Source organism: Candidatus Villigracilis vicinus, from assembly GCF_016702885.1.
GTDB classification, from domain to species: domain Bacteria; phylum Chloroflexota; class Anaerolineae; order Anaerolineales; family Villigracilaceae; genus Villigracilis; species Villigracilis vicinus.
On record NZ_JADJDD010000001.1, the window covers coordinates 393,386 to 413,535 of the forward strand.

The following is a 20,150-nucleotide window of genomic DNA, read 5'->3' on the forward strand; positions in this document are numbered from 1 at the left end:
ATGCAACCTCTTCTTCAACTTCTTCGTACTCTCTCTCCATATCAGCGCTTGTTAAGCGAACTTAACGCGCGTAAACCGGTCTCTGGGCTGGGTTTGCCGCGTTCTGCCCGTTTGCCGATCCTTGCCGCGCTTCACGCAGATGTAAATCAGCCCATTCTGTTTATCACAGACCGCGCTGACCATGCGCTGGCAATGTATGATGAATTGGGCTTTTGGGTCAAGTCACCGCGTTATTTGTTTGCAGAACCAAATCCACTTTTTTATGAAGAGGCTGCCTGGGGGGTAACCACTCGGCGTGATCGTCTGCAAGTATTAACGGCGCTATCTGCATATCACCTGCCGTTTGCAAAGAAACCCGAGGTGCCGCCGATCATCGTTGCGTCGGTTCGCTCGTTGATGACTCGCACCCTGCCACGGCGGGACTTTCTCAAAGCGTGTAAAAAACTCACAGTAAACCAGAGCAGTCAACCCGATGGTCTGATGCGCGAGTGGGCGCGGATCGGCTACCAGCGCGTTAACACGGTTCTGGAACCGGGGCAGTTCTCCGGGCGCGGCGGTATTTTAGATGTGTGGGCGCCCACGGAACTTAATCCAGTGCGACTTGATTTCTTTGGCGATGAGATCGAGACCATTCGTAGTTTTGATCCCGCTACGCAGCGGACGCTCGAGAAACTTGAATCGATCTTGCTCACGCCTTCACGTGAATTTCTGGCAGACACGACCGAATCAGAAACAACGCTCTCCGAATTTCATATTCCATTGCTGCATGGGCAACCTGCTTCGTTGATGGATTATCTTCCACAAAAAACCCTGGTGCTGGTGGATGACTTGAGTTTGATCGATGTGATGGCAAATGAAGTAGAGGAGCAGGCGGTTAAGTTTAGGCAGGAGAGCATTAAAGAAGGTACGCTGGCAGAGAATTTCCCTGTGCCCTATGTGCCCTGGTCTGAATTGAACGATAACTTAAGTGAGTTCGTTAATTTGGAATTGGGGCATTCCACCGAAGCTGAAGAGGGAGTTCCACTGGCTTCACACTTTGGTCATGATGAACGCTTTGGCGGACGACTCAAACCGTTCATTGATTACCTTGCTCCCATTGTTGATAATGGCGGACAGGTCTTTATCATCTCCCGTCAGGCGCAGCGCTTGCGTGAATTGTGGTTCGAGCATTACCCTGACTCTGAACATACAAACCTTGAGTTTATTGAAGCTTCGCTTTCCGAGGGATTTACACTCAAGACCGAATCATTGGACACTGTTCGACTGATCACTGATTCGGAGGTCTTTGGTTGGGAACGTCCACAGCCGCGTACACGTCAGCGCCAGACTGCGGATACACCTGAGGCGTTATACGCAGACTTGCAGACCGGGGATTATGTTGTCCATGTCGATCATGGCATTGGTCGGTTTGCGGGACTTATCCAACGCCAGTTGGATGGGCATGAACGCGAATATCTCACGGTTGAATATGAGCGCGGTGACATTCTCTACGTTCCCGTCCATCAAGCGGATCGGCTCACGCGGTATGTCGGCGCAGATGGCGGCAAGCCGTCGCTGGACAATCTTGGCGGGCAGGTATGGGCAGAGACCAAGGCAAAGGTTAAAGAGGCAGTCCAAAAAGTCGCTGAAGACCTGCTTGACCTGTACGCCCGCCGTCAGGTGGTGGCAGGGTATTCTTTTTCAGGGGATACACAATGGCAGAAAGAATTGGAAGACAGTTTTCCATACGTTGAGACCGAAGATCAGAAACGTGCCATTACTGACATTAAACGGGATATGGAACGTGCCCGTCCGATGGATCGCCTCTTGTGCGGCGACGTTGGATACGGCAAAACCGAAGTCGCATTACGGGCTGCATTCAAAGCGGTGATGGGCGGGAAACAAGTGGCAGTGCTTGTACCGACCACCGTTTTGGCACAGCAGCATTTTGAAACATTTTCTCAACGGTTGGCGGCATTCCCCGTGAAAGTGGAAATGCTTTCCCGCTTCCGCACGCCGCGTGAACAGACGGAGATCCTGCATCAGCTTTCCATTGGTGAGGTGGATATCATCATCGGGACACACCGCCTCATCTCCTCTGACGTTGTTTTCAAGGACCTGGGTTTGGTGGTCATTGACGAAGAACAACGCTTCGGTGTGACACATAAGGAGCATCTCAAAAAACTTCGTACTGAAGTGGATGTGCTTACGCTTACGGCTACGCCTATTCCGCGCACGCTCTATATGGCGCTGACCGGTGTCCGCGATATATCCAACCTCAATACGCCGCCCGAAGAACGCCTGCCCATCATCACCCATGTGGGACCGTATTCCCCACGCCTGGTTCGCCAGGCAATTCTGCGCGAGTTGGAACGCGGCGGGCAGATCTTTTTTGTCCATAATCGTGTGCAAACAATTGATGCCATGAAGGCGCACCTGGAAAAGCTTGTGCCTGAAGCACGCATCGATATCGGTCACGGACAGATGCATGAATCCCAGCTTTCGGCGGTTATGCGTCGTTTTACCAATGCCGAAATCGATATTCTGCTTTCCACCACCATCATCGAATCGGGGTTGGATATTCCCAACGCCAACACCCTGATTGTGGACCGCGCGGATACGTTTGGCTTGGCACAGCTTTACCAGCTTCGCGGGCGGGTTGGGCGCGGTGCCATGCGGGCGTATGCCTACTTCTTCCGTCATAACAAAATGTCGCCGACTCAGGAAGGTCAGCAGCGTTTGGAAGTGATCGCAGAAAATACCCAGCTTGGTGCCGGGTATTCCATCGCCATGCGCGATCTGGAGATCCGCGGCGCGGGTGAATTGCTGGGGACGCGCCAGCATGGCTTTATTCAATCGGTCGGCTTTCATCTTTACACACGCATGCTCGCAGATGCGGTTCGCCGTATGCGCCGGATCGCATCTGATGTGTTGAAGGTGGAAACGGATAAATTCGATAACGCTTTTTCCACCTTCAACTTACCGCTGTCCATCCCGGTCAATGTGGATCTGCCGCTGGCGGTGGGCATTCCAGCCAATTACATTCCTGACCAGGACCTGCGCCTGCGCTTATATCGCCGCATTGCAGACCTGCGCGATGAGACCGAGCTTGATGCGCTTGGCTCTGAATTCCGCGACCGTTTCGGTCAACTGCCTGAGATGGTACAGAATCTTTTTTATCAGATCCGCGTGAAGTTGCGCGCTGAAGAGGTTGGGCTTACTGCCGTCGGCTGGGAGGCGGGGCAGATCCTGCTCAAGTACCCGGCACCTGCTGAAGGTGCAGAGCCGAAGCGCCTGCCTGACCTGCCGAATGGTGTCAGAGGCGGTAAAGGTCAATACTGGGTAACAGTCACAAAAGAAGAAGTCTGGACGGCAAAACTCCTCGATGTATTAGCCCGCTTGGGGGATGTCTCTTGATTCGGTTGTGTGGGTTAATCAATTAAATAGGAGAATTGAGATGCGAAAGAGACCTTTATTTGGCTTGTTGCTCGTGTTAGTTTTTATGTTTGCCTGTGTGCCGGGTCTGTCTGCTCCGACCCAGAATGTTGACCTGATCGTGCAATCTACATTGCAAGCTCTGACCTTGCAGGCGTTACAGTCCACGCCGGGGGCACAAGCCACTCCCGCGGCTTCCGATCAGACCGGCTCGATCTCTGGTAAATTGTCGTATCCATCCTCGGCGATCCCGCCTTTATTGGTGGTGGCATTCAATCTGAATAATGTTGATTATTACTGGGTCCAAACGGCTCAAGACCAATCTACGTATCAAATGGATGGTTTGCCGCCCGGGACGTATCACGTGGTTGCTTACGTTTTACCCGATGGCAAGCTCGCAGGACGTTATGATCAATTTTACGTGTGTGGTTTGGCGCAAGGCTGTAATGACGATAGTTGGGTAGATGTACAAGTTCAGGCTGGGGCGATCACTCCAAATGTTGACCCCGGTAATTGGTATGGCGGTGCGGAGTTATACCCGCCCATGCAAAGTTACGAGGCTGGTCAACCCAGCGGTAAAGGCATCTATTCAGCGCCCATGCCTGTCTTGGGCAGCATCACTGGCAAGTTGAGCTACCCTTCAAGTTTCATCCCTTCGACGACCGTGGTTGCCTTTAATGCCAAAACACCTGAATACTTTTTTGTGATCACCAATGAAAATGCAGGGACTTATCAAATCGACAATCTTCCGCCCGGCTCTTATTACGTAGTGGCTTACCCGGCAAATGATTCAACCTACCCCGGTGGATATTCGCAGGCGGTTCCTTGCGGTTTGTCTGCGTCTTGTTCTGACCATTCGTTGATCCCGGTGGATGTGAATGGTCAACTTGTGACGGGGATCGACCCCGGCGACTTCTACGCTCCGCCTGGGTCATTCCCTGCTTCTCCGGTTCCATAACCAGCCGACGGCTGATTCGGTTTTCTGAAAAATATTCGCCCCGGGAGCAAAAACTCCCGGGGCGAAATCGTTTTAAGACCGCAAATCCACTTCCCATCCACGCCTTGTGCGTGGACTATAGGTCACGCGATAAGTTTTTCCTTCTTCAAGCTTTTCGTATACATCTCCCATAATGGTCACAGACCCAATGTGATCAAACTCTGCATAGAAGGTTCTGGGGGAGCGATGTGTTTGCTTTTTTATGTTTAGCTTGCCAGTGTGGACCTGCGCAACACCGTCATGCAAATCCATGAGATTGTTATAAACATGCAATCCCACGGCAACTAGAACTGCAAAAATGAGCAGGCTTGCGGCTGCGGTAAAGATCGTGAAGAATAGCGTTCCTTTTAAGCCTGTGAAAAGACAGGTAAAGATCCCGCCGAATACTCCCAGGATAATAACCACAAAAAGAGTTGGCATGATCGTATTTGTCTTGAGCCAATTCTGTTGTTCAGGTGTAAGTGCTTGAGTTTGCATAAACTTTTATTGGAAAGAGCCGCAATCCAGATCTTCTTTCAGTCCTTTGAGCGTATCATCCTTTTCCTGAGATGCAGGCGCTGTTTTGTCAAGGCGGTCTAAGGCGCTGCATAGACTGGGCTCCAACCCGGAGGTGATGCGTTTGGAGAACTTGGTCAATTCTTTTACCTGTGCCCAATCACCAGTTTGCCCCAGCCCTTCAATGAATGGGATGTACTCGAAGCCGTTATCGGGGCGTTCACCGGTGGCTTGAGCTTGGTTCCATAGGCGGACAACCTCATCCCATTGACCATATTGCCGGGCGAGATCGGCTTTTTCAAAATAATAGCACCAGGTTTGGGTATTTGTTTTGCCGTATAAGGCTTCGGGCGGCGTAGGCTCTTCGCTGTTTGCTGGTCGAATGAGCTCAATATCAGACCCGACTGCGAGTTGGCGCATGTCTGTGTTAACGAGGCGAAGGTTCTCGTCTTGCGGCTGCAGTACCCATAAGCACCGCTGCATTTCCGGGTTGAACGATAACAGGATCATTTTCTGGCTATTGCCTTTGAAATCCATCGTCAACTTACTGCCTTCCAGCGGAATGCCTGAGAGAAAGTCACCTACATTTGGGTTGGTGTAATAGAACGGAAAATACCAGTAGGGCGGCGTGGAAATGTCACCGGGTTGATAGGTGGTGATGAGCGAATATGATACCGAGTAACTACCCATGTAACCGAGGATCTCTTCGTCGGTCACGATGGCGGTGCCGGGTTCGATCTCTGGGGCTCGCCAGAGCAGTTCGCGCGCGAGGCGTTCCTGTTTTTCCCAGGAATAGGCAAAGTCTCTTTCGAGCGTCAGGTGCATGCTGACCGCCAGTGCAACGCATAGGGAAACTACAGCGATCTTCTTTTTTGTGTCATCAAGTACGTTCTCGATAATGACCGCCAGGATCAACGACGCGCCGAGGGTTGCCCCAATGCCAAACCGCGACCCGGCAAATTCATTTTTGTGTGTGACGATATCCTGACCGATGATCCAGAGTGGCGCCATGCCAAAGAGAACGATGAGCAAGCCCAGAACGAGAGGCGAGGCGAACCAGCGCTTGTTTTCGACAGGTTCGGCATTGTAGGTTTTTATCAAATAGAAGAATACTACGATGAAGGTTAATCCCGCCACGAGCAGAACAAAGGAGTTGAAGATCGTGGCAAAGGAAAAAAGTTCCGGGGCGAAGGTGCGGTACCAACTGGTGAAAGTGACGATCATCGAGTCTTGCACAGCGGTACGGATAAGATACCCAAGGGTGTTGAAAGGCGATTCGAGCAATGCGAATAATATCTTGGGCGAGTTTCGGTCACCGATGGGCGGCGGGACGTAGAGGAATATGCGCCAGATAATGTAGGCGGCAAGCGCTGCCAGATAAGGAAGCCAGTTTGTGACAGTCTTTGTGATGCGTGTACGGATGTCGGAAACCTGCCCGCTTAGCAGCCAATAGAGTATCAGCGGGCGGATGAGCACCATGCCGACAAAGTATTCGCTGGTGAAGAGGTGCAAACCTTCGAGGAAGACCGCCAGAACGGTCAAGACGATTCTGTATTTTGTATCTGGGATGGCACGTGCCATTAGATACAAGCTCAGGGCGAAGAATAAAAATCCGCCCCAGTACAGCATGGAATTGACGGCGTACGATTGGATCAAAAAGAATGGATGGATAAGAAAAATGAAGATCGCCAGTGTAACTTCGCGCGAATGCCCGCTCCAAACCCGTTTTAAGAAGTACCATAACATGCTGGCGGTCAGCCAGCGAGTGACCAGCGCCGTGATATGCCATGCCATTGGGTTGAAGCCTAAAAGCTTGAATAAGCCAATATACATCCAGGCGGCATTGGGGCGGCTGTCATAATACATTTCAATGGTTAGGCTGGAGATGCCTTTGTTGAAGGCGTAGAAAATGTATGGCCAGTCATCTTGATAGTAGCCAAGTCGATTCGCGAGCAAACCGAACCCGGCAATGGACACCAATAAAAAGGCGAGTGGGGTGAGGTTTTCGTTGAATTTAATGGCAGCGAGTGTTGAGCGAAGGTTCTTCATGGTTAATGCGATTATACCCTCGACAATTTCCGCCTCTGGTGGAACGGAAATCTTTTAAGTGTGTGGAAAGCAGTTTGATATTGCGACGTTTTCTCCACACCGAGCCCGTGTTGGTGTAAAATAGAACACGCGTTCCCCTAATCACAGAAAAGACAATCAAATGGATTTCAAACTTCAAGCTCCTTTTATCCCGATGGGCGACCAGCCCGAAGCCATCCGCGGACTTGTGGATGGCGTGAACCGTGGTCTGAAGCATCAGGTTCTGCTCGGCGCGACCGGCACCGGTAAAACCTTCACGATCGCATCGGTCATTCAGCAGTTGCAGAAACCTGCTCTCATTATGGCGCACAACAAGACACTTGCCGCCCAGCTATATGCTGAGTTCAAGGAGTTCTTTCCAGAGAACGCTGTTTCGTATTTCGTTTCTTATTATGATTATTACCAGCCGGAAGCCTATGTACCCCGGCATGACCTTTTTATTGAGAAGGAGACCCAGATCAATGAAGAGATCGAGCGCATGCGCCTCGCTGCAACGACTGCCCTGATCTCCCGTCGCGATGTGATCATCGTTGCTTCGGTTTCCTGTATTTACGGTTTGGGGTCGCCGGAGGAATTTGGCAAGGGGACCGTGACGTTCAAGACTGGTGAGATCTACCGCCGGAATGCACTGTTGCGTCAATTGATCGAGAGTCAGTATCAGCGCAATGATATGGAATTGAAGCCCGGCACTTTTCGCGTGCGCGGGGATACGCTGGAGATCGTCCCGGCGTATGAAGATAAAAAAGGATACAAGATCACATTCTTTGGCGATGAAGTCGAGCGCATCATGCAGTTCAGCCCGGTATCGGGTGAGATCTTTGATGAACCAAATGAAATTTCGATCTACCCTGCCAAACAGTTCCTAACAGATGCCGACCGTTTGAAGGACTCGATCAAAAATATTGAGACAGAACTGGAAGAGCGGCTTGCCTTGTATAAAAGTCAGGGCAAGTTCCTTGAGGCGCAGCGTATTGAGCAGCGTACCCGTTATGACTTGGAAATGTTGAAGGAAGTGGGGTATTGCTCGGGTATTGAGAACTATTCCCGCCATCTGGATGGGCGCCCTGCCGGGTCACATCCGTGGACGATGATCGACTTTTTGCCGAGTGATTACCTACTAATCATTGACGAGAGCCATATGACCGTGCCGCAGATCCGGGGCATGTACAACGGTGATCGGGCGCGCAAGGAAACACTGGTTGAGTATGGGTTTCGCCTGCCCTCTGCAATGGATAACCGTCCGCTTAAGTTTGATGAGTTTGAGCAAGTGATGGGGGCGACCATATATACATCTGCAACGCCGGCGGATTATGAAATGAAACAAGCCGAGCAGGTGGTCGAGCAGATCATTCGTCCGACGGGGTTGATAGACCCTGAAGTCATCGTGCGTCCGGTCAAGGGGCAGGTGGATGACCTGGTCGGAGAGATCAAGCAGCGGGTGGAGAGAGGCGAGCGTATCCTCGTCACAACCCTGACGAAGCGCATGGCGGAAGATTTAACCAAGTACATGAAAGAGCTGGGCATCAAGGTTAATTATTTACACTCCGAAGTGGAGACACTTGAGCGGGTTGCCATCCTGCGCGACCTGCGCCTGGGGAACTTCGATGTGTTGGTGGGGATCAACCTGCTGCGCGAAGGGCTGGATCTGCCGGAAGTGTCGCTGGTTGCGATCCTCGATGCGGATAAGGAAGGTTTCCTACGTTCGGATACAGCACTGATCCAGACCATCGGGCGCGCAGCGCGTAATGTGAACGGACGTGTCATTATGTATGCGGATCGTATGACCGACTCGATGAAGCGCGCCATCGACGAGACTACCCGCCGCCGTGCCAAGCAAATGAAGTACAACGAAGAGAAGGGCATTATTCCTTTCAGTATTTCCAAGGCGATCCATGATCTCACTGAGGAAATGTCTGCCAAGGCGGTGGGCGAAATGAGGGGCGAATACAAGGTTAAGAATAAGGGCGACATGCCGCGCAATGAACTGCGGCAGATCGTCCATGAAATGGAAAAGCAGATGAAGGAAGCTGCGAAAAATCTTGAGTTCGAACGGGCGGCAGCGTTGCGTGATGAACTATACGAGTTGAAGAGTCTGCTGGCTGAGGATGAAAGCCTGAAGCCATGGGAACGGATCAAACTGCTCTCGGGTGAAGAAGAATAAGGCTGAGACAAAAAAATCCCGCAGAATTTCTGCGGGATTTTTTTTGTTTATTATTTTGCAGTTGGCTTGGGGCGGAGATGAATACAAGGGTACAGTTCGCCGTCGATGATCATGATGTGATTGACGATCCAATCTGAGATCTCTTCATGGATCTTGAGCGCCAATTCGTTCGACCCGCCGGATTCGCGGAACCGGTTGTAATACCTGTCGAACTTCTCTACGAAAACGGCATGGGCTTTTTTGTTCTTTTCAGCCGCAGGACAGTGATAGGTATCAAAACATTCCTCTTCGCGACCAAAATGCCACCCGGCGTAGAAGCGCAGCCTGCCAAGGATCCTCGCAATTATTTCAATGCCATGCCCCTCGTTGATCGAATCCCCAAGACTGTTGAGCGTTTCCACTAGATACTTGTGTTGAGAATCCAACGTTTCGTCGCCAGTGCTGAGGGCGTCGTCCCATTGCAGGGGTTTGGGTGTGTACATTTATTTTCTCCAAAAAATTCAACAATATATTTTAATGAACTTGGAGTCATTATATCCATATTGAATTTTGGCAATGTATCATTTTTGTCATAAATTATATAGACGATTATCATCCCCTCTATTTGTTGATGCATTTTTGCCTTGGGATTCACATAAGAAAAAATGCCATTTCGGATAAAGTGAGTTAATGATGGGATAAAACGGAGTCAATAAAAGAAGCCTCCCGGTCATCAGTTTGGGAGGCTTCTTTTATTGGGTGCTTCTAGTTACTTCTTCTTCGTTGCTTTCTTCACTGCCTTCTTTGCAACAGCCTTCTTGACGGTCTTCTTCGCGGTCACTTTCTTGGCCGCGACCTTTTTGGTAGCAGCCTTTTTCGCAGGCGCCGCTTTGGCAACTTTCACTGAAGTGTGGATCTGCTCATGCATGTAAAGCGGCAAGTAGTAATGTCCGCCAGCGTTCTTGCCAGAGGAACCGGAGCCTTTCCAGCCGCCGAAGGGTTGGAAGCCAGGCCATGCGCCAGTGGAAGCGCCCTGTGGGCGGTTGGCGTATGTGACGCCTGCTTCGATCTTGTCGAAGAACCATTCAGTTTCTGCAGGGTTGCCGTAGAAACCGGCGGTCAGACCGTAATTGACATCGTTCGCGATCGCCATGGCTTCATCGAGGTTCTTCACCTTGCCGATGGTCGTAATGGGCAGGAACATTTCATGCTTCCACAAGCGGTGTTCAAAAGGCAGATCGGTGACAAAGGTGCTTTCGCAGAAGAAACCCTTACCATAATCGCCGTCCGTGCGGACCTTGCCGCCGGTGAGGAAGGTGGCTCCAGCTTGGCTGATCTCTTCATTGAAATCTTTGAAGTCCTGGTACGAATTCTTATTGATAACCGGTCCGTTATAGGTGGCTCGGTCGGTCGGGTCGCCGAGAACGAGTTTGCTCGCCATATCTTTCAGGCGGGCGACCATTTCGTTGTACACAGGTTCTTCAATTAAGACGCGGGAAGCCGCCGAGCATTTCTGTCCTTGCAAACCAAATGCGGAGCGAATAATACCCACGGCAGCAGTTTCGAGGTCTGCATTCTTGGAGACGATGGCAGGATTCTTCCCGCCGAGTTCGAGGATCATTGGACGGGCATACTCCCGCTTGGCATAATCCTGGTACATCTTCATACCAACATCGAAGGAACCGGTAAAGGTGACACCATCCACCTCGGGGCTGTCGACCAAAGCTTGACCAAGGGTGGAGCCGGGTCCGGTTACAAAATTGACCACGCCATCAGGAATGCCCGCATCACGGAAGCAGTCCACCAGCAGGCGTACGATCCAGGCGGTATCGGTGGCGGGTTTGATGACAAGTGTGTTGCCAGCGACTAACGCCGCGCCCGAAGGTCCACCGGTGAGTGCGTGCGGGAAATTGAACGGTGATACCACAAGCCATACACCATAAGGGCGTAGCACAGATACATTGCGGGCTTCATATCCAACCAGCGGGTCGCGTCCCATTTCAACGACATAGCCGTTGTTCTTTTCCATTTGATAGCAGGAGTAATAGATCAAGTCGGCAGTTTCCTGCACATCACCCATAGACTCCATGCGGTTCTTGCCGACTTCCATCGCCATCGCCGCGCCAAGTTCGAAAATTCGGTCCTCGATCAACGAAGCCGCCTTGCGCAACAATTTCACACGCTGCTGCCAGGGGGTGTGGCTCCACATCGGGAAGGCTTTGCGCGCCGCTTCCATCGCCATTTGGGCGTGGCTGGCATTACCTTTTTGCATGTTGGCAAGCACCCAGTCAGTATTGATGGGAGAGTGGTCTTCGAACTTTTCATCGGCAAAGACTTCCTTGCCATTGATGAACATGCCATATTCCTGCCCCATGTTGGCTTTCAATGCCGCCACCGCTTTATCGAAACCGGTGTGCAGTTCCTCAGGTGGGTTGAACATGGTCGCGTACGTAAGCTTGAAATTTGCCATAGGAGTTCTCCTTGTGTAGTTTCTTGCAAATAAAGTATAGCAGGTGAATGAACCTCCGTCAAAGTAAAGCGACGGCTTTTGCAGGTGACGTATCTCATGAGAAATTCGTGTGAATATTGTATGATCGGAGTTCTGCCGGGTATCATTAACCATGAAAAAGGAGATTTACTGATGAGACCCCGCTTCCCTATCTGGAGCTCGGGCTTGGTGCTGGCACTTCTGGCAGTTGCCTGCGCCTCCGCGGCTCCCACCGAAAGTGCCCCGCCCGTTGAGCCCACTGCCAGTGTCGTCCCAACTTCGGCTGCTGAAACAGCCGTCCCTGCGGCTGAAGCGACGGCTTCCGTCGTGCTGCCCGTTGCCACCTCGCGCGGACCGAACCTCGAAGCCACCGACCCAGCCACGGTCAGCCTTGCTTCTGGCGGATTGCAACTGGTCGAATTTTTCCGCTTTACCTGAAGTACCTGCCGCGCAATGGCGCCCATGGTTCATGGGCTCGAAGCAGAGTATTTTGGCAGGGTCAAATTTAGTTACCTTGATGCCGACGATCCGAACACTGTGAATTTCCAGCGCGAACTTGGTTTCGTGTACCAGCCTGAGTTTTACCTGGTGGATGCAAATGGTGTCGTCTTGAAAAAACTGGTCGGCTTTATCTCCGAAGATAATTTTAGAAGTTTGTTTGCTGAATATCTTAATTAAACCTGCTGCCTGCGATAACATAGTTTCGCAGGCAGTTTTTATTTAATCCGCGATCTTGCTCGGTCTGCAAACAACTTCCTATATAATCTGGCTCATGGATACATTTTTTCATATTGTAGTGTTTTTGCTTGGCGCAGGCATTGTGATCGCTACATTGTTTTCAGCCGTTTCAACCTTTGTCCTTCCGCGTAGTGCGCGTAGTCAATTGAACCGTTTGGTCTTTGGTTTGATGCGCCGACTCTTTGAATTCATCATGAGCCTTGGCAAGAGCTACGAACAACGCGATGCTCTCATGGCATATTACGCGCCGATCGCGCTAATGTCGTTGGTGCCGGTATGGTATGTGTTGATCGCGCTTGGATATTCTTTTATGTATTGGTCATTGCGGGCGGGGGAGTACTTTTTTGATCTTCGTCTGAGCGGCTCCTCCTTGTTTACCCTTGGATTCACTGCTTCGGAGGGGTATCTCGTCACGCTGCTGGTATTTTCTGAAGCGATGTTGGGGCTGATCATGGTTGGTTTGTTGATCGCATATTTGCCCACCATGTATTCAGCCTTTTCGCGCCGCGAGCAAGCCGTCAACATGTTGGAAGTCCGTGCAGGTGACCCGCCTAATCCATACGATATGCTCACGCGTTTCCATCGTATTCATGGGTTGGATAAACTTGCAGAACTTTGGAAGATATGGGAGGTCTGGTTCGCAGATGTCGAAGAGAGTCACACCACCCTGCCTGCGTTGGTTTTCTTCCGTTCTCCCCGCGCCGAAAACTCCTGGGTCACTTCTGCGGGTGCAGTTTTAGACTCTGCCGCTATCACGCTCTCATCCATTGATATTCCACAGGAAATGTCTGCAGCATTGTGCATTCGTGCCGGGTTCATCTCTTTTCACCGCATCACAGATTACTTCGATATTCCCCACCCGCACAATCCGTCCTTTCCCGAAACACCGATCAGCATCTCCCGTGGAGAATATGATGAATTGATCCTTAAACTGGAAGCAGCAGGGTTGCCGATCAAGCCTGACCGCGAAAAAGCCTGGACAGACTTCGCCGGTTGGCGTGTCAACTACGATCGCACGTTGCTTATTTTATGCAGTCTTGTCATGGCGCCGCCCAATGTGCCCTGGTCCACAGACCGTGCCCCGAAGTTTAAATTGCCGCCACTGTTCTTATTGAAGAAAAAACATACAGACGCTCATTATCATTAAATAAACACACCCCGAATTTTACCCGGGGTGTGTTTATTTAATAAATGAATTACTTGTTACGCAGTGTTTTTACCGTATTGTTTGGCATCTGAGATGGCTTTGTTCACATTCACAAAAGGCAAAATGATCAAGCCCATGATGAAGAAGAAGATCAACGCCAGAATGGCAATACGCAGGTTGCCAAAGATCTGATTCGCCAGACCGAATACCAATGGTCCGATCCAGGAAGTGCCGCGCTCGCTGATCTCGTAAAATGCAAAGAACTCTGCTTCCTTGCCATTCGGGATCATCTGTGCGAACAGACTGCGGCTGATCGCCTGTGAACCACCCATCACCAACGCAATGAAAACACCCAGAACAAAGAACTGAGCTGTCACATTGTCGCCTTTCAAGCCGCCGTATGCGTAGATGACCACACCCGACCAGATGATAAGGCTGACTACAACCGATTGCTTGGCGCCGATCCAGCCCGCCAGTTTGCCCCAGAACAAAGCGCCAAAGAACGCCACAAACTGGATCATCAGAATTACGGCTGTCAACGTGGTTTGATCTTGCTCAAGCCCGCCCTGGATGAGCGGTGCAGCAGCGAAGGTGGCAGCAACAGCGATCACGGTCTGGATGCCATCGTTATAAAGGAAATACGCCAGCAGAAATTTCATTGTTTCAGGAAAGTGTTTTACTTCGCTGAAGGTCTTTTTCAACTGCTTGAAACCGATGCTTGCATAGGTGTCACCGGCGGGCAGAGAGCGAGCCGCGTGCCGCGGGCGCAGCCTCGACCAGGTGATGAATGCGAACCCCAGCCACCAAATGCCGGCAGAAGCAAGGTTGATACGTACTGCCAGTGAACTGGGTACGCCAATATCTTCACTGAAAATAAAGAACGCTAGATTCAATGCCAGAAGAATACCGCCGCCCATGTACCCCATTGCCCAGCCGTACGACGAGACGCGGTCTCGTTCTTCCTCGCTGGCAATATCCGGCAGGTAGGCGTTGTAAAACACCATGGCTGCCCCAAAGGCAAGGTTGGCAACAATGAACAAAACACCGCCCAGCCACCATAACCCGCCAGTCAGCAGGAACATCAAGATCGTTGCAATGGCGCCGATGGTAGCGAAGATCTGCATCATGCGTTTGCGCAAATGCGAGTAATCCGCGATTGCCCCTAGAATCGGCAGGAACAAAACCTGCATGCCGACAGAGAATGAAATGCAATACGGCAGGAAGGAATCAGGCGCTACGGGAATTCCTAAAAACGAAACCGTTGATGAACCCGCAGCCTCGGCTGCGGAGCGTGCCAGACTTGCCACATACGGACCCAAAAATACTGTCCCCACGGTCGTGCTAAAGGCGGAGTTCGCCCAGTCGTACATTGCCCAGCCAAAAACTTCCTTGCGGTCATTAACGATCGCTTCCGTTGCCATGTCTCCTCCAGAGCCAGTTGGGATGTAAACAAGAACACAAGCCAGTATAAGAAGTTTCGGCATCCTTGTAAAGCAGGATATTGTAAATAGGATGTTAAACCTCCCGCTTCATTGCTTGACCCTCAACCTGCTACACGCTAAAATGCCTTTCCTACACTGAAAAGGAATCCTGCCACCCGTTAAGAACGGAGGCTACTTATCATTATGTTTGAAACTCTCACCGGACGACTCAACCAGATATTCGATAACCTGCGCAAACGCGGCAAACTCTCCGAAGCCGATGTAGATGCTGCTATGAAGGAAGTGCGCCTCGCCCTGCTCGAAGCCGATGTGCATTTCAGCGTGGTCAAAACCTTCATTGCCAAGGTCCGCGAACGCGCCATTGGCGCCGAAGTTTCCAAAGCGTTGAATCCGGGGCAGCAGGTCATTAAGATCGTCAACGAAGAGTTGATCGCAACACTGGGCGAACCCGCTCCTTTGAACCTCACCGGCCCAAAGCCGCGCGTCATTATGATGGTTGGTTTGCAAGGTGCAGGAAAGACCACTGTCACCGGCAAATTGGCGCGTTTGCTCAAATCCAAAGGCGAGCGCATCTTAATGGTCGCGGGCGACCCATACCGTCCGGCGGCGGTCAAACAGCTGCAGCAGCTTGGGGAACGTGTCGGTGTGGATGTGGAAGCGGATACTTCCATTGCACCGCCGGAACTAGCCAGGCGCGCGTTAGACAAAGCCGACAAAGGCGGTTATAGCCTGGTGTTGGTCGATACAGCCGGGCGCTCACAGATGGATGCGCAGTTGATGGATGAATTGAAAGCCATCTCTGCCAATGTCAGCCCGGTGGATACTTTGCTCGTGATCGATTCCATGATCGGTCAGGAAGCCTTGAACATTGCCCAGGGCTTCAGAGACACGATCAACCTCACAGGACTCGTCCTCACCAAAATGGATGGCGACTCACGCGGCGGCGCTGCGATCTCGATCCGCTCTGTTACAGGTGTGCCGATCAAATTCATCGGTACAGGCGAAAAACTGGATGCGCTAGAAACCTACGACCCATCGCGTTTGTCCTCCCGCATCCTCGGCATGGGCGATATGATCGGTCTGATCGAAAAGGCGGAAGCCGCCTTTGATTCTCAAATCTCTGAGAAGCAAGCCCAAAAAATGATGAAGGGTGAATTCTCGCTTGAGGATTGGCTGGAGCAGATGAATCAAATGAAGAAGATGGGTCCGCTTTCGCAGATCATGGAGATGCTGCCTGGGCAAATGGGGCAGGCAGCTCGTAATGTAGATCCGACCCTGGTCGAAAAGTCTTTTAAACAATCAGAAGCCATTATCAATTCCATGACGTTGAAAGAACGCCGCAACCCAGATATTCTGAACGCCTCCCGCCGGCGCCGCATCGCTGCCGGAGCCGGAATGGATGTGCAGGATGTAAACCGCCTTATCAAGCAATTCCGCGAAACCCAAAAGATGATGAAAATGATCCAAAAGACCGGTGGCAGGGGGTTGGGACGGATGTTTGGGTAGGGAAAACCTCCTTTTATCTGGTAAAATACAGCCCGCGATTTCAGCCCGCACACCCCTCTAGTGCCTGTCTGAAACGTAATCAAAAACTAAAGGAGCAAGTTAACATGGTTCGAATTCGTTTACGTCGTATTGGTCTCAAGGGCCAACCCACGTACCGCATCGTCGCTGCGGATAAGGAAGCCCCCCGCGATGGTCGCTTTTTGGAGATTCTGGGCGTGTACAACCCGCGCACCAATCCTGCCACGATCAAATTAAATGAAGACCGCATCTACCACTGGATGAAGAACGGCGCCCAGCCGACCGAATCCGCTGCGCAGGTTCTTAAATCTGCTGGAACCCTCGAGCGCTTCGAGCGCTTCAAGAAGGGCGAAGCAGTGGAAACCCTTGTGCAGGAAGCCGCTGCGGCTGAAGTTAAGCGCGCCGCTCCCGCCAAGACCCGCAATTAAGCCAGTTATCGCAAGAACCCACCATTACGGATTACGCATCAATTGCGTAATCCGTAATGCGTAAAAGAGGAAATCTCTCATGAAAGACCTGATCGAATATATTGCAAAATCTCTTGTGGATCACCCTGAAGATGTGGTGGTGACCCAAACCAATGGGAACCGCCCGCGAATCGGATTGAGCGTTGCCAAAGATGATATGGGACGTGTGATTGGCAAAGGTGGTAAAGTGGCAAATGCCATTCGCGCTTTGCTCCGCGTTTCTGCAGAGAGACAAGGCAAGCAGGCTACATTGGATGTTACGGAACCCTCCTAATGACGACTGAAACGAACTCAGGCTCGCCCCAAAGCGAGCCTATTTATTTAGCGATCGGGTTTCTTCGCCGCCCACACGGGGTGCAGGGTGAGGTGATCATGGATCTGCACACAGACTTCCCGGACCGCATCAAGCCGGGACGTAAAGTGTATGTGGGCGAAAAACATGAGGCTTTTACCATTGGTGCGGTTCGCCCGCATGCAGATGGTATGTTGGTCAAAATGCGCGGATTTGATACTCCTGAGTCCTCAGGTCGTTTTCGCAACCAGTGGGTCTATGTGAGATCGAACGAGGTCCCTGCGCTCCCGGAGGGTAAATATTACAAACATGAGCTGATCGGCTTAACTGTAATGGTCGACGATGGCAGTGCATTGGGTGTTCTAAATGAAGTCCTTGAAACCGGCGCGAACGATGTGTATGTGATCCAGAAAGAAAATGGTAAAGAAGTCCTCCTGCCTGCGATCCCGGATGTGGTCTTGGATGTGAACATGACCGACCGCGTCATGAAAGTTCATATCATCGACGGATTGCTTGACGATATAAAACCATAATAAATAAACATAGCGGGGAGTGATAGAATCGCACAATATTCAATGGATGATAAAAAATATTGGATCGGTTTTAATTTAATCAAGGGTATTGGCGCAGTCCGTATGCAGGGGCTGGTCGCCTATTTTGGCGACCTTGAGTCTGCTTGGAATGCAAACGCGGCTGAGCTCATGGAGGCTGGTTTGGGGGCGAAACTGGCGGAAAAAGTTCTCGGGGCGAAAAAGCAAATAGATCTGAATCAGGTTTGGTCGAAGATCGAAGCGCAGGGAATTCACATCCTTACCTGGGCAGATGAAGACTATCCAGCTCGATTAAAAGAGATCGATCAACCGCCGCCGGTATTATATATTCGCGGTGAGTATTTGATGGATGACCTGTTCGCGGTTGCCATCGTTGGTACACGTAAGGTTACGCCTTACGGCAGGCAGGTGACTGAGGAGATCGCTGCTTTCCTTGCTGCAAATGGAATCACCGTCGTAAGCGGACTCGCCCGCGGAGTGGATGCCATCGCGCATCAGACCGCACTCAAAGCTGGCGGGCGCACGATCGCGATTCTCGGGTCAGGTGTAGATAAGATCTACCCGCCAGAGCATCGTGGGCTTGCGGAACAAATGATTCAGCGTGGGGCGGTGATGAGCGATTATGCCGTCGGGACGCCGCCAGACGCTTCGAACTTTCCGCCGCGCAACCGCATTATCTCCGGGTTATCGCTGGCGGTGGTGGTCATCGAAGCAGCAGAGACAAGTGGCGCACTCATTACAGCTGAGTTTGCGGCTGAACAAGGACGGGAAATTTTTGCCGTACCGGGCAGTATCCTGGCACCGCAGAGTAAAGGCACAAATCGCTTGATCCAGAAAGGCGCCCAGCCCTTATTGACTCCGGCTGACCTTATGCAAGCTTTGGACCTGACGCGGATGGATAAGCAAAAAACCGCCCGCAAGATCCTGCCGTCTGATGAAACCGAAGCGCTGGTCTTGAATGTGCTCGGGAGTGAGCCGTTGCATGTGGATGATATCCGTAATCAGACGACCTTGCCGATCGAGCAGGTTTCAGCGGCTTTAGTTATGATGGAATTGAAAGGTATGGTTCGGCAGGTTGGTGGTATGAATTATGTAGCTGTTCGTGAAGAACGACCTGATTACACAGTTTAGGAGGCTGGAATGGCATCGGATTTTTCACATGCGTATGCAGTGATCATGGCAGGCGGCGGCGGGACCCGGTTGTGGCCCCTTTCCCGCAAGGATAAACCCAAACAACTCCTCCCTTTGATCGGGCAGGAGACCTTGTTTCAGAGCACGGTAGCCAGGTTAAGGGAACTCTTTCCGCCGGATCGGATTTTAGTCGTTACGGTTGAAGAGCAGGCTCTTGAGATGAAATTGCAGGCACCTGAATTGCCTGAGGAAAATTACCTGATCGAACCTGCTCCACGTGGAACGGCTTCGGTGGTTGGGTTGGCGGCAATGGTGTTGCAGAAGCGTGACCCGCAGGCATCCATGGCGATCCTGCCTTCGGATCATTTCATTCGGAATGTGGATCTATTTCACTACTTATTGAAGGCTGCCTTTGATGTCGCTGCTGATAAGTATCTGGTCACATTGGGCATCACACCTACAATGCCTTCCACGGCATATGGCTATATTCAACAAGGAACGGCATTGAACGGTGAATATAAATACCCGGTTTATACAGTGCAAAGTTTTAGAGAAAAGCCGAACGAGGAGACTGCCCAGCAATTACTTCGCATGGGCGGGCACTCATGGAATAGTGGCATGTTCATCTGGCGCGCCGACGCCATTCTAGGCGAAATTGACCGGCAAATGCCGGCACTCGGAAAAGCCTTGCAAGAGATCGGTGCAGCTTGGGAATCTTCGAAGCGGATTGAAGCGCTGAAGAATATCTGGCCCGGACTGAAAAATGAAACCGTCGATTATGGCATTATGGAGAAGGCTGATAAGGTTGCTGTTCTGCCTGCCGGCGGATTGGGCTGGAGTGATGTCGGTTCGTGGTCTTCTTTGTTCGAGGTGCTTTTGCCGGATATGAACGGAAATATTGCCACGAGCGCCGCGCAGCATTTGGCGCTTGAAACGAATAACACATTGATCTATGGCGGCGGTTCAGACCGGCTGGTTGTCACGATCGGTGTGGATGATATGGTCATCGTGGACACAGGCGATGCGATCTTGATCTGCAAGACAGACCAGGCTCAGAAGGTCAAGGATGTAGTCGAACATTTGAAAAAACACAGACAGGAAAAGTACCTATAATCCTGGCGGTTTGCACGAAAAAGGCGGCAGCTTAAATCCCCCAAAAAATTCGCGTTTGCAAAAAAACGGAAAATTGTTGTAGAATGTCCATCCCGTGAGGTTTATCCTTGCGGGATATTTTTT

17 protein-coding genes are annotated in these 20,150 nt (G+C 51.3%); 12 read left to right on the forward strand and 5 right to left on the reverse strand.

Translation table 11 applies throughout. The features are described 5' to 3' along the window. Positions 1-3,396 carry a transcription-repair coupling factor gene (gene mfd / locus IPG80_RS01950; protein WP_345102076.1) on the forward strand — a complete coding sequence of 1,132 codons (3,396 nt, stop codon included), beginning with the start codon at positions 1-3 and terminating at the stop codon, positions 3,394-3,396. Positions 3,397-3,436: 40 nt separating this feature from the next. Further along, the gene (locus tag IPG80_RS01955; protein WP_345102078.1) at positions 3,437-4,372 is read left to right on the forward strand and encodes a hypothetical protein; all 936 of its coding nucleotides are present in this window, start codon (positions 3,437-3,439) and stop codon (positions 4,370-4,372) included. 72 nt (positions 4,373-4,444) lie between these two features. Here IPG80_RS01955 and IPG80_RS01960 read toward each other — a convergent pair whose 3' ends face one another. Then, entirely contained in the window at positions 4,445-4,888 is a 444-nt protein-coding gene (locus IPG80_RS01960) for a hypothetical protein (protein WP_345102080.1), read from the reverse strand. A 6-nt stretch (positions 4,889-4,894) separates the two neighbouring features. Next, positions 4,895-6,955: a hypothetical protein gene (locus IPG80_RS01965; RefSeq protein ID WP_345102082.1), complete on the reverse strand. Its 2,061-nt coding sequence runs from the start codon at positions 6,953-6,955 to the stop codon at positions 4,895-4,897. A 160-nt stretch (positions 6,956-7,115) separates the two neighbouring features. On the opposite strand from IPG80_RS01965, the gene uvrB reads away from it, so the two are divergent. Then, positions 7,116-9,155, forward strand: coding sequence for an excinuclease ABC subunit UvrB (gene uvrB / locus IPG80_RS01970; RefSeq protein WP_345102084.1), 2,040 nt, complete (start codon positions 7,116-7,118; stop codon positions 9,153-9,155). A gap of 50 nt (positions 9,156-9,205) precedes the next feature. Here uvrB and IPG80_RS01975 read toward each other — a convergent pair whose 3' ends face one another. Next, entirely contained in the window at positions 9,206-9,637 is a 432-nt protein-coding gene (locus IPG80_RS01975) for a hemerythrin family protein (protein ID WP_345102086.1), read from the reverse strand. Between the two features lie 266 nt (positions 9,638-9,903). Then, positions 9,904-11,604, reverse strand: a complete 1,701-nt coding sequence (locus tag IPG80_RS01980) for an aldehyde dehydrogenase family protein (protein ID WP_345102088.1) — start codon at positions 11,602-11,604, stop codon at positions 9,904-9,906. 171 nt (positions 11,605-11,775) lie between these two features. On the opposite strand from IPG80_RS01980, the gene IPG80_RS01985 reads away from it, so the two are divergent. The 3 genes from IPG80_RS01985 (at position 11,776) to IPG80_RS01995 (ending at position 13,507) form a co-directional block, all read left to right on the forward strand. Further along, the gene (locus IPG80_RS01985) at positions 11,776-12,060 is read left to right on the forward strand and encodes a hypothetical protein (protein ID WP_345102090.1); all 285 of its coding nucleotides are present in this window, start codon (positions 11,776-11,778) and stop codon (positions 12,058-12,060) included. A gap of 24 nt (positions 12,061-12,084) precedes the next feature. Next, positions 12,085-12,300, forward strand: coding sequence for a hypothetical protein (locus IPG80_RS01990; protein ID WP_345102092.1), 216 nt, complete (start codon positions 12,085-12,087; stop codon positions 12,298-12,300). A gap of 94 nt (positions 12,301-12,394) precedes the next feature. After that, positions 12,395-13,507 (forward strand): hypothetical protein, encoded by a 1,113-nt coding sequence (locus IPG80_RS01995; RefSeq protein WP_345102094.1) that lies wholly within the window; start codon positions 12,395-12,397, stop codon positions 13,505-13,507. 56 nt (positions 13,508-13,563) lie between these two features. On the opposite strand, the gene IPG80_RS02000 is transcribed toward IPG80_RS01995, so the two are convergent. Beyond that, positions 13,564-14,991 carry an MFS transporter gene (locus tag IPG80_RS02000; protein ID WP_345102096.1) on the reverse strand — a complete coding sequence of 476 codons (1,428 nt, stop codon included), beginning with the start codon at positions 14,989-14,991 and terminating at the stop codon, positions 13,564-13,566. Between the two features lie 141 nt (positions 14,992-15,132). On the opposite strand from IPG80_RS02000, the gene ffh reads away from it, so the two are divergent. The 6 genes from ffh (at position 15,133) to IPG80_RS02030 (ending at position 20,027) form a co-directional block, all read left to right on the forward strand. Next, a complete protein-coding gene (gene ffh / locus IPG80_RS02005; RefSeq protein ID WP_345102098.1) occupies positions 15,133-16,455 on the forward strand; it encodes a signal recognition particle protein in 1,323 nt (440 codons plus the stop codon). Between the two features lie 104 nt (positions 16,456-16,559). Further along, positions 16,560-16,901 (forward strand): 30S ribosomal protein S16, encoded by a 342-nt coding sequence (gene rpsP / locus IPG80_RS02010; protein WP_345102101.1) that lies wholly within the window; start codon positions 16,560-16,562, stop codon positions 16,899-16,901. A 79-nt stretch (positions 16,902-16,980) separates the two neighbouring features. Next, positions 16,981-17,214 carry a KH domain-containing protein gene (locus IPG80_RS02015; RefSeq protein ID WP_345102103.1) on the forward strand — a complete coding sequence of 78 codons (234 nt, stop codon included), beginning with the start codon at positions 16,981-16,983 and terminating at the stop codon, positions 17,212-17,214. Further along, positions 17,214-17,765, forward strand: a complete 552-nt coding sequence (gene rimM / locus IPG80_RS02020; protein ID WP_345102105.1) for a ribosome maturation factor RimM — start codon at positions 17,214-17,216, stop codon at positions 17,763-17,765. The genes IPG80_RS02015 and rimM overlap by 1 nt, the downstream gene beginning before the upstream one ends. Before the next feature lie 42 nt (positions 17,766-17,807). Then, the gene (dprA, locus tag IPG80_RS02025; RefSeq protein WP_345102107.1) at positions 17,808-18,914 is read left to right on the forward strand and encodes a DNA-processing protein DprA; all 1,107 of its coding nucleotides are present in this window, start codon (positions 17,808-17,810) and stop codon (positions 18,912-18,914) included. A 9-nt stretch (positions 18,915-18,923) separates the two neighbouring features. Then, positions 18,924-20,027 (forward strand): mannose-1-phosphate guanylyltransferase, encoded by a 1,104-nt coding sequence (locus tag IPG80_RS02030; RefSeq protein WP_345102109.1) that lies wholly within the window; start codon positions 18,924-18,926, stop codon positions 20,025-20,027. Positions 20,028-20,150 lie beyond the last annotated feature (123 nt).

Coding starts and splice junctions, on each gene's coding strand:
- mfd (WP_345102076.1), top strand. CDS start 1: ATGCAACCTCTTCTTCAACTTCTTCGTACTCTCTCTCCATATCAGCGC.
- IPG80_RS01955 (WP_345102078.1), top strand. CDS start 3,437: ATGCGAAAGAGACCTTTATTTGGCTTGTTGCTCGTGTTAGTTTTTATG.
- IPG80_RS01960 (WP_345102080.1), bottom strand. CDS start 4,888: ATGCAAACTCAAGCACTTACACCTGAACAACAGAATTGGCTCAAGACA.
- IPG80_RS01965 (WP_345102082.1), bottom strand. CDS start 6,955: ATGAAGAACCTTCGCTCAACACTCGCTGCCATTAAATTCAACGAAAAC.
- uvrB (WP_345102084.1), top strand. CDS start 7,116: ATGGATTTCAAACTTCAAGCTCCTTTTATCCCGATGGGCGACCAGCCC.
- IPG80_RS01975 (WP_345102086.1), bottom strand. CDS start 9,637: ATGTACACACCCAAACCCCTGCAATGGGACGACGCCCTCAGCACTGGC.
- IPG80_RS01980 (WP_345102088.1), bottom strand. CDS start 11,604: ATGGCAAATTTCAAGCTTACGTACGCGACCATGTTCAACCCACCTGAG.
- IPG80_RS01985 (WP_345102090.1), top strand. CDS start 11,776: ATGAGACCCCGCTTCCCTATCTGGAGCTCGGGCTTGGTGCTGGCACTT.
- IPG80_RS01990 (WP_345102092.1), top strand. CDS start 12,085: ATGGTTCATGGGCTCGAAGCAGAGTATTTTGGCAGGGTCAAATTTAGT.
- IPG80_RS01995 (WP_345102094.1), top strand. CDS start 12,395: ATGGATACATTTTTTCATATTGTAGTGTTTTTGCTTGGCGCAGGCATT.
- IPG80_RS02000 (WP_345102096.1), bottom strand. CDS start 14,991: ATGCCGAAACTTCTTATACTGGCTTGTGTTCTTGTTTACATCCCAACT.
- ffh (WP_345102098.1), top strand. CDS start 15,133: ATGTTTGAAACTCTCACCGGACGACTCAACCAGATATTCGATAACCTG.
- rpsP (WP_345102101.1), top strand. CDS start 16,560: ATGGTTCGAATTCGTTTACGTCGTATTGGTCTCAAGGGCCAACCCACG.
- IPG80_RS02015 (WP_345102103.1), top strand. CDS start 16,981: ATGAAAGACCTGATCGAATATATTGCAAAATCTCTTGTGGATCACCCT.
- rimM (WP_345102105.1), top strand. CDS start 17,214: ATGACGACTGAAACGAACTCAGGCTCGCCCCAAAGCGAGCCTATTTAT.
- dprA (WP_345102107.1), top strand. CDS start 17,808: ATGGATGATAAAAAATATTGGATCGGTTTTAATTTAATCAAGGGTATT.
- IPG80_RS02030 (WP_345102109.1), top strand. CDS start 18,924: ATGGCATCGGATTTTTCACATGCGTATGCAGTGATCATGGCAGGCGGC.